This window comes from Roseomonas sp. TAS13 (assembly GCF_001950415.1).
Classification (GTDB): Bacteria; Pseudomonadota; Alphaproteobacteria; order Acetobacterales; family Acetobacteraceae; genus Roseomonas; species Roseomonas mucosa.
This window is the reverse complement of sequence record NZ_BDLP01000166.1, coordinates 1-9,472: the sequence shown is the minus strand read 5'-3', so window position 1 is coordinate 9,472 and position 9,472 is coordinate 1. Positions and strand designations below refer to the sequence as shown.

Below are 9,472 nucleotides of genomic sequence, written 5' to 3'. Positions count from 1 at the left end.
CGCCTTACGGTGGAGCTGTGCGTAGATGTGATCAAGAGACAGCCTTGGCCCCCGCCCCCTTGGCCGGACGCCCCGCCGTCAGCTCAGCCGCGTCATCACCGCGATATAGGCGATGAACACCACGCCCAGGCCCCAGACCACGCCGCTGATCTCCCGCGCCCGGCCGAGCGCCAGGAACAGCAGGATATAGCTCAGCGTGCCGATCGCCATGCCGTTGATCAGGTTGTTGGTCAGCACCGTCAGCAGCAGCGTCAGCGCCACCGGCACGGCATTGGTGAGCTGGCCCAGGTCGATCCGCGTCAGCCCCTGCAGCATCAGCACGCCGACCACCACCAGCGCCGGGGCCGTGGCCTGCGGCGGGATCACGGTGAAGACCGGCCAGACGAACAGCGCCAGGAAGAACAGCGCCGCCACGGTGATGGAGGTGAGTCCGGTGCGCCCGCCCGCCTGCACGCCAGTGACGGATTCGATATAGGCCGTGACCACGGAGGTGCCGAGGATCGGCCCCACGATCGTCGCCGTCGCATCCGTGGAGAAGGCCGCCGTGGCATTGGGGATGGACCCGTCCGGCCGGCGCAGGTTCGCCGCCCCCGTGACGCCGATCACCGTCGCCAGCGTCGAGAAGAACTCGGCGCAGACGAAGTAGAAGAGGATCGGCAGCACCACGATGAAGTTCTGGAACATGTAGGAGAAGTCGAGCTGGCCGAAGGTGTTGGACGGCCAGTGCGGCAGCGCCAGAAAGGCGGAAGGCGCCTTGGTGATCGCCGTGCCGTTCGGCAGCGGCACGAAGCAGCCGATGACGGTCAGCACGGCGATGGACAGGATCAGCGCGCCGGGAACCTGCCGCGCCACCAGCATCGGCGTGACCAGGATGCCGGCCAGGGTCAGCAGAACCGCGGGTTCGCGCAGCGAGCCCATGGCGATGAAGGTGCCGGGATTGGCCACCACGAAGCCCGCGCCGCGCAGGGCGATGAAGACGATATAGGCGCCGACCGCCGCGCTGATGCCGACCTTCAGCACCTCCGGCACGTCCTTCGCCACCTTCTCGCGCAGCTTCGTCAGGCTGAGCAGCAGGAAGACCACGCCGGTGAAGCAGACCATGGCGAGCGCGCCCTGCCAGGGCACGCCCATCCCCTTCACCAGGATGAAGGTGAAGACAACGTTGGACCCCATCGCCGGCGCCACGGCGAGCGGCAGGTTCGCCGTCAGCCCCATCATCACGCTGCCGAAGATGGCGGCCAGCGCGGTGGCGATCACCAGGTCGCCGCGGTCCATGCCGGCCTGCGACATGATCGCCGGGTTCACCGCGATGATATAGGCCATGGCGGCGAAGGTGGTGAGGCCGGCGATCGCCTCCTGCGGCACGGAACTGCCGCGCTCGCTCAGCTTGAAGAAGCGGTCGAGTGCGCCTTTCGGCCGTGCCTCGCCGATGGGCGCCCCCGCGCCCAGGCTTGCATTACTCATCTTGCATTGCTCATCTTGCATTGCTCATGTGGAGAACCCCCTCCTACCAGACCACCGGATGCGTCTCGCCGGTCTGCACGTTGACGAAGCCCAGCGGCGCCTGCTCGCAGGGGGCCACGAGTACCCAGCGCCAGGGCGCGCAGGTGAGGGTGGCGAAGATCAGGCGTTCCGGGAAACCAGGGAACCAGCGGGGGTGGAAGGTGGGCTCGTACATCCACTCCACCTTCGCGCCCTCGTCATAGAGGTGCTGCATCTCCGCGTTCAGCGCCTCCGCCGGGCGGCAGCTCATCAGCCCGCCGACCTCGTAGCGCACGGTGGCAACCAGCGCGCCCTCCCGCACCAGGGCCCAGCCGCCGCCCGTCTCGCGCAGCGCGTTCACCGCCTTCGCCATGGCCTCGTCGCAGGAACCCACGACCCAGATGTTGTGCTTGTCATGCGCGACCGAGCAGGCGAGCGCCGTGCCGGGCGTGGCCGGTCCGCAGCCGAGCCAGAACATCCTCGCCGTGCGCCCCTCGCCGGAGAAACGGTCCACGATGGCGAATTTCGTGACGTGGCGCGCGGCGTCGCGCTGCACGGCGCCATCCGCGACCGGCAGCTCCATGGTGATGAAGCCGTCATTCCAGTGGAAGGGGCGCAGCAGCGCCGCCTGCATCGCCGCGCGTCCCGGCGTGGCGGCGATGCGGAAATCCTCGGCTGTCATCTCGCGCCGGATGTTCACCGTCCGCGTCGCCCATTCCGGCCATGCGATGCGCGGCACCGGCCCGGTGTAGCGCGTGCCCTCGCTCACCGGCTGTCCATCGGCCCAGACCTTCGCGATCTCCAGCGCCGCGACATCGCGCAGCAGCACCACGTCGGCGAAGCGGCCGGGCGCGAGGCTGCCCACCCAGGGGGTCAGGCGCATGTGCCGCGCCGGGTTCAGCGTGACGCACTGGATCGCGGTTTCCGAGGCGAGGCCCAGGCGTATCGCGGTGCGGGCATTGTGGTCCGTGGCGCCCAGCCGGATCGTGTCCGAGGCGCTGCGGTCGTCGGTGGTGAAGGCGACCTGCGACCAGTCTGCGAGGCCCTTGTCCAGCAGCCAGGGGATCACCTGGTCCATGGAATAGGGGCGGATCTCGGTGAAGATGCCGTGGCGGAGCTTCTCCCACACCTCCTCCGGCGACCAGGCCTCATGGTCGGAGGCGAGGCCGGCGGCGGCGAAGGCGTTGATCTCCGGCAGCTCCCGCAGCCCCGCGCCATGGCCCTCCACCACGCCGCGCTGGGCGAAGGTCGCCTGGATCATGCCCCAGAGCCGCTTGTAGGACGGGTTCTCCGGGTTCCAGACGGCGGGCCAGTCCATCACCTCGTCCAGCCCGGCCACCATCAGGCTCTCGCGCAGGAAGCCCTGCTGCTCGTCATGGCCGAACCAGCCGCCGCCCCATTCATAGGCGGTGGGCGGCACGGCGGAGCCGGGCAGGGGGAAGATCTTCAGCGGCGACCCCTGGCGCCGGGCCGTGAGCCAGAATTCCAGGTTGTGCGGCCCGTCCACGTTGGAGAATTCGTGGCTGGCCTCGCAGGTCCAGGTATTGCCGCGCGGCAGCACCAGCGCCGCCTCCCACTCCGGCGTCAGGTGGGAGCTCTCGATATGCTTGTGCACCTCGCCGAAGCCAGGCACCGCGGCGAGGTCCGGCTCATGGACGCGCTCCCCGGCCTCGCCGGGCCAGGAGCCGGCGGGGCCGACATAGGCGATGCGGCGGCCGCGGATGACGACCTCCGCATCCTCCATCCAGCTCCGGGTATGCACGTCCAGCAGTCGTCCGACCCGCAGCACCCGGTCCGCCGGGCGCCGGCCCAGGGCCACCAGTGTCAGCTCCTGGCGGATGCTCACCTCGCTCGCGGCATCGATCAGCAGGTCGTCGGGAAGACGGGCAGGGGTCATGGCAGATCCGGCGGGCTGGGGGATGGCGGCGGCGCGGGTCTGGCTCCCCCGGCCACCGGGCCCGCGGAAAATCTTGCAATTCGAGTGCCATGTACAGGGGCGCCGCCACCCGTCACCCGCCGTGAAGTGCCGGGCCGGACCGCCCAGTTATCCCCAAAATCCGTGGAAGGTTCTGTGGATAACCATCCGGAAATGTGACGGAGCCGAGGCACTTCCTGGGCTTTTTCGACCTTGCCGCAAAATGCCTCCGAAGCGGGGGGAAACCGGCCCCGTCCAACCGGAAGCGACAGCCGAAGCGGAAGAAACCCCGCCGGAGGGGGTTCCGCCGTGCCCCGACAATCCGCCGGGGCGCGGCCGGCGCCTCACTTGGTGCCGAAGAGCCGGTCCCCCGCATCGCCCAGGCCGGGCAGGATATAGGCATGGTCGTTCAGCTCGCGGTCCAGCGAGGCGGTGAAGACCGGCACGTCCGGATGCGCTTCGGCGAAGACGCGCAGCCCTTCCGGCGCGGCGAGGAGGCAGGCGAAGCTCACCTGCGAGGCACCGGCCTGCTTGATGCGCGACACGGCGGCGGCGGCGGAATGGCCGGTGGCCAACATGGGGTCCACCGCGATCACCTGCCGGGCGCCGATGTCGTCGGGCAGCTTCAGGTAGTATTCCACCGGCACCAGGGTCTGCGGGTCTCGGTACAGGCCGACATGGCCGACACGGGCGGAGGGGACGAGGTCCAGCATCCCCTGCAGCAGCCCGTCGCCGGCGCGCAGGATGGACACGAAGCAGAGCTTCTTGCCCGAGAGGATGGGCGCCTCCATCACCTCCAGCGGCGTCTCGATGCTGGTGGTCTCCAGCGGCAGGTCGCGCGTGACCTCATAGGCCATCAGCAGGCTGATCTCGCGCGCCAGGCGGCGGAACTCGCCGGTCGAGGTCTCCTTGCGCCGCATCAGCGTCAGCTTGTGCTGCACCAGGGGGTGGTCGATCACCTTCAGGGTCGGATGGGCGGCGGACATGGTGTCGGGACCTTCTTCGTCTCGGCGGGAAAGGGCTCGGCCGGTCAGAAGACCGTGCCGTCGCTCCGCACGTTCAGGGGCGGGGTGCCGCCGGGGCGCTTCTCGCGGGCGATGCGCCGGCCGGCGGCCCAGGTGCCGCCTTCCAGCACGCGGGCCAGGGGCATCTCCGCGGCGGTGAAGCCCAGCCGGTCGCGGACGCCCTCCGCCACCCGGTCCAGCAGCGCCACGGTCAGGGCGCGCCATTCCACGATGGCCTCATGCTCCACGGGCAGGGGATGCTCCGCCAGGGCGGGGTCGCGCAGCTCCAGCACGCCGAGATCGAGGAACAGGCCGCCATTGCGGTATTCCGGCAGGCCGGTCAGCTCGTCGAGCCCGGCCACGCGCAGCCCGGCATCCTCCAGCGCCTCGATCAGCGAATAGCTGAGCCATTGCGAGAGCTTGTGGAAGGGCAGCAGGCCGAGCGCAGGCTCCTCCGGCGCGGCGAGGGGGTGCCGCCAGACATCGCCGAGATTCTCCCCGCCCAGGCTGAGCCGGGATGGCCAGATCGGCGCGAAACCCTCCAGCACCGCGGCCAGCACGGCCCTGGCAGGCAGGGCGCCGGGCAGGGCACCCCCCCCGGCCTGTGCCGCCAGATGGTCGTAGAGGCGCCCGATCCGGGCCTGGGGGCCGAAGATGTCCGGCCGGGCGCGCAGCGCGGCGCCCAGCGCCCGCATCAGCGCGGCGCGGCCCTCCAGCCCTTCCAGCGGATTGCCCGGCCCCACCTGGAAGGCGGCGCCGAGCGAGGCGGCGTCGATCCGCGACAGGCCCTCCGCATCGGCGCGCAACGGATGCGTCGGATCGCCCGAGAAGAGCCCGGTGGCGAAGGCATGGAGGCTGGCCACGGCCAGGCCCTCGGAGCGGGCGATACGCTGCCCGTCCTCGGTGAAGGCCCAGTCCGGCCCGGCCCCGGCGTCGAGCAGCACGCTGACGACGCAGAGATCGAAGCGGATGCGGGCGACCTCCTCGCCGGACTGGTCCTCCAGCATCCGGGCGAGCGCGCCCCAGCGGTCGCGCCCGCCGGCGGCGAAATGCCGCCAGCGCGCATGATAGGGGATGGCGAGGTCCGGGTAGTTGTCGCGGATCACCGCCGCGACATAGTCCGCCGCCACGTCCAGCCGTTCCGGGTGCAGCCGGAAATGCGGCAGGGCGTCATGCTCCGCCAGCGCCAGCATGGCGTGGGCCCGCCGCCGGATCGTCGCCGGGTCGCGCAGCAGGGCGAGCTGCGCGGCGGTCTCCGCCCTGTCCTCCGCCGCGCTCACTCCTGCAGCCCGCGGCCCTTGGTGATGGCGAGCTCGGCGGCATCCGGCACCTTGTCGGTGAAGTAGCCGGCCGCCTTCTTGGCATCCATCTCCACCTGCGCGTCGGGCGGGATCAGCTCCTCGGGGATGGGCACGCGCTCCACCACCTCGATGCCGCTGGCCACGATGGGCTCGTACTTCATGTTGCTCATGGAGACGAGCCGGTCGATGCGGGTGATGCCCAGCCAGTGCAGCACGTCTGGCATCAGCTCCTGGAAGCGCATGTCGTGCACGCCCGCCACGCCGGCGGTGCAGGCGAAGTAGCGGTCGGCGCGGTCGCCGCCCTCCTGCCGCTTGCGCGCGTTGTAGACAAGGAACTTGGTCACCTCGCCGAGCGCGCGCCCTTCCTTGCGGTTGTAGACGATGACGCCCACGCCGCCGCGCTGCGCCTCCTCGATGCAGACCTCGATGCCATGCGCCAGATAAGGGCGGCAGGTGCAGATGTCGGAGCCGAACACGTCGGAGCCGTTGCACTCGTCATGGATGCGGCAGGCGATGCGCGTTTCGGGCCTGCCCAGCTTCGCCGGGTCGCCGAAGAGATAGACGGTCATGCCGCCGATCGGCGGCAGGAAGGTCTTGAGGTCCGGCCGCGTCACCAGTTCCGGGAACATGCCGCCGGTCTGCTCGAACAGGCCGCGGCGCAGGTCGTTCTCGGTGATGCCGAAGCGTTCCGCCACGCCGGGCAGCCACCAGACCGGCTCGATGGCTACCTTGGTGACCCGCGCATCGCCGTTGGGGCCGAGGACCTGTCCGTCCGGCTCCAGCCGCCCGGCGCGCATCGCGGCGGTCAGCTCCGGCATGTTGATATGAGCCTTGGTGACCGCGATGCTCGGCCGGATGTCGCGCCCCGAGGCGATCTCGGCACCGAAGGCCTCGGTGGTCATGTGGCCCCAGGGATCGAGCGAGACGATCCTCCCGGGGTCTGCCCACTGCGCGAAGGGACCGATGGGCTCCGCCGGGCGGGTGTTGGTCAGGTCCGGCCGGTGGCCGGCGGAAAGCTGCCCGGCGGCGACGGCCAGGGCGCGATAGAGCGCGTAGGAGCCGGCATGGGTGCCGATGGCGTTGCGGCTGCCCTCGCCGGGGGTGGCGATCACCGGGCCGCGCCGCTGCGGGTCGGCGGCGCCCCATTGCACCGTGGGAGCACCCTGGCCGGCCATTCCGGGATGCGAGGTGAGGATGATGGGACGCGCCGGGCCGGGCTGGTTGCCGCGGAGGGCCGCCTGCAGCGGCGGGGACGCGAGCGGCGAAGGGGTGGCTTCCGGGATCTGGCTCATCGCGCGGAGCCTCCCCGGCGGGCCGGTTCCTTCCAGGGCCGGGCTTGCCGGGACGAGGGGATCTGCACGATGCGCTGGATCATCCGGAAGGGCTCCATGGCGAGGATGGCCGCTCAAGTCCGGGAGGCTATGGTGACCTTGACCGATCGGTCAACTTGCAAGATGGGCACGGATCGGTCGTCCTCCAGGGGATCGGGATGGTGAAGCACGCGGAAACGGCAGGCGCTGGCGCCGGAGACGGCAAGCCTGCCTCTCGGAAGGGCAGACGCGAGGCGCTGCGGGCGCAGATCCTGCGCGCGGCGGAACCTGTCTTCGCGGAAGCGGGTTTTGCCGGGGCCAGCATGTCCGGCCTCGCCGAGGCGGCCGGCCTGCCCAAGGCCAATCTCCACTACTATTTCGGCACCAAGGAAGGGCTCTACCGCGCGGTGCTGGACGACATCCTGGCGCTCTGGCTTTCCGCGACCGACGACATCCGCCCGGACAGCGATCCCGCCACGGCGCTCACCGCCTATATCCGCGCCAAGATGCGCCATTCGCGCCTGCGGCCGCACGCCTCCCGCGTCTTCGCCAACGAGGTGCTGCACGGGGCACCCCAGCTGCACGGCTTCTTCGCGCGGGATCTCAGGGAGCTGGTGGAGCGGAAGGCGGAGGTGATGGAGGGATGGATCGCCGCCGGGCTGATGCGCCCGATCGACCCGCGGCACCTCTTCTTCTCCCTCTGGGCCATGACCCAGACCTATGCGGACTTCGCGTCGCAGATCGCGCCGGTGCTGGGCATCGCGGAGATGGACGAACGGGCCTGCGCAGAGGGCGAGGACACCATCCTCCGCCTGGTCCTCGGCGCCTGCCTGCCTGACGTGGGGGGAATGACTTCAGGGCGAGAAAGCCACAAGGGCGCCGGAACGTTCACGAAAAGAACAAATGGTTAATACAACCTTTGCGATGCAATAGGTCAGATGATACACCCATTGATATGACAAAAATCCTTGGGAGCCGCCTTGGCGAGCAAGATAACGCGAAGGAAAACCATCTGGGCGATAGGTTCTTTCGGTGTCTCGCGTAGGGCGGAGGCTGCTTCCCCGCACCGTCTCTCATCCGGCGATTTCGCATCCGGGTGGCACGCCTTCGCGCGGCATTTCCTGACGGCCGAGGGCCGGGTGGTCGATACGGGAAACGGCGGCATCACCCATTCCGAGGGGCAGGGCTGGGCAATGCTCTTCGCCCTGCAGGCCGGCGACCGGACGCGCTTCGAACGAATCGCCGACTGGACGCGTGAGAACCTCCGCCGCACATCGGACGGCCTGCACGCCTGGCGCGGCAAGGGCAGCGACGGCAGCGAGGACCTCAACAACGCCACGGATGGCGACCTGTTCATCGCCACGGCGCTGATCCTGGCCGGCGAGCAATGGGGACGGCCGGAATGGCGGGCGGGTGGCCTCGCCACCGCGCAAGGCATCCTCCGGATGCTGCCGCGCCGGGTCGGTGGGCGGCTCGTCCTGCTGCCGGGCCTGCAAGGCTTCGAGCGGAGTGGAGAGGTTGTCGTGAACCCCTCCTACTACGCCTTTCCGATGATGCGCGTTCTCGCCCGGGCGCTGCCCGACCCGCTCTGGCTCGACCTGGCCACGGATGGGCTGGCCCTGCTGCGGGATTCCTGTTTCGGCCCCTATGGCCTGCCCGCCGACTGGGTGGCGGTGTCCCGGGCGGATGGGGGCGTGACGCTGGCGGAAGGCTGGCCGGCGCGCTTTTCCTATGATGCCGTCCGGGTGCCGCTCTGGCTCGGCTGGGCCGGGCTGGTGGACGAGCCGGGGCTGCGCGGCCCGGCATCCTTCTGGGCCGATGCGCCACGCCCGCCGCCTGCCTGGGTGGACCTGCGCAACGCGGAAGCCGCGCCGGTCCCGGCGCTGCCAGGGATGGCGGCGGTGGCCGGGCTGGCGATGCGCCGTGCCGGCATGGCCCCGGCGGCCAGCCGCCCGGAAGGCGCCTCCCGCTCACCTCTGCGGGAAAGCATCCCCCCCGCGCCTATCCCCGCGCCCCTCTGGGACGACACCTACTACTCGGCGGCGCTGAGCCTGCTCGTCGCCCTGGCGGACCGCCCGGCATGAGCGTGCCGGAGCGTTCCCTCATCCCTTGCACTGCACATGGCCCAAGCCGGTCGGGAGGCGCCTCGCATGGATGGCAAGTCTGATGTGTTGCGTGTGGCGGAAGCCCTGGGCGCGACGACCCTGAGATACCGGAACTTCAGCAACGAGGCCGTGCGGCGCGATCCGCCGCCCCGGCCGGCGCCGGATGAGGCACCCTCGCCGCCCGATGCCGCGCCGGTTGCCGCCCCGCCGCCGACGGCCATGGCTCCTCCGGCGGCGATGCAGGCTCCCGTCCCGCCTTCAGGCCCGGCGTCCATCCCGCATCCCGCGCAGGGGCCCACACAGTGGCCCGCACAGGGGCCCGCACAGGGGCCCGCACAGTGGCCCGCACAGTGGC

The 9,472-nt window shown here is 70.5% G+C and carries 7 protein-coding genes; 2 read left to right on the top strand and 5 right to left on the bottom strand.

Going from position 1 to position 9,472, the window contains the following annotated elements:
* Positions 1–78: 78 nt before the first annotated feature.
* The 5 genes from ROTAS13_RS13680 to ROTAS13_RS13660 form a co-directional block, all read right to left on the bottom strand.
* Complete coding sequence (locus ROTAS13_RS13680) at positions 79–1,464, bottom strand: NCS2 family permease (RefSeq protein WP_019461149.1); 1,386 nt, start codon at positions 1,462–1,464, stop codon at positions 79–81.
* A 43-nt stretch (positions 1,465–1,507) separates the two neighbouring features.
* Positions 1,508–3,379, bottom strand: coding sequence for an adenine deaminase (locus ROTAS13_RS13675; protein ID WP_075822613.1), 1,872 nt, complete (start codon positions 3,377–3,379; stop codon positions 1,508–1,510).
* 362 nt (positions 3,380–3,741) lie between these two features.
* The gene (gene upp, locus ROTAS13_RS13670; protein WP_019461151.1) at positions 3,742–4,383 is read right to left on the bottom strand and encodes a uracil phosphoribosyltransferase; all 642 of its coding nucleotides are present in this window, start codon (positions 4,381–4,383) and stop codon (positions 3,742–3,744) included.
* Between the two features lie 44 nt (positions 4,384–4,427).
* Positions 4,428–5,681, bottom strand: coding sequence for a URC4/urg3 family protein (locus tag ROTAS13_RS13665; protein ID WP_075822612.1), 1,254 nt, complete (start codon positions 5,679–5,681; stop codon positions 4,428–4,430).
* The gene (locus ROTAS13_RS13660) at positions 5,678–6,994 is read right to left on the bottom strand and encodes a GTP cyclohydrolase II (RefSeq protein WP_075822611.1); all 1,317 of its coding nucleotides are present in this window, start codon (positions 6,992–6,994) and stop codon (positions 5,678–5,680) included. The genes ROTAS13_RS13665 and ROTAS13_RS13660 overlap by 4 nt, the downstream gene beginning before the upstream one ends.
* 197 nt (positions 6,995–7,191) lie before the next feature.
* On the opposite strand from ROTAS13_RS13660, the gene ROTAS13_RS13655 reads away from it, so the two are divergent.
* On the top strand, positions 7,192–7,923 hold the full coding sequence (locus tag ROTAS13_RS13655; RefSeq protein WP_075822610.1) for a TetR/AcrR family transcriptional regulator: 732 nt from the start codon (positions 7,192–7,194) through the stop codon (positions 7,921–7,923).
* Positions 7,924–7,980: 57 nt separating this feature from the next.
* On the top strand, positions 7,981–9,096 hold the full coding sequence (locus tag ROTAS13_RS13650; RefSeq protein WP_083755527.1) for a glycosyl hydrolase family 8: 1,116 nt from the start codon (positions 7,981–7,983) through the stop codon (positions 9,094–9,096).
* The last annotated feature ends 376 nt before the right edge of the window (positions 9,097–9,472 follow it).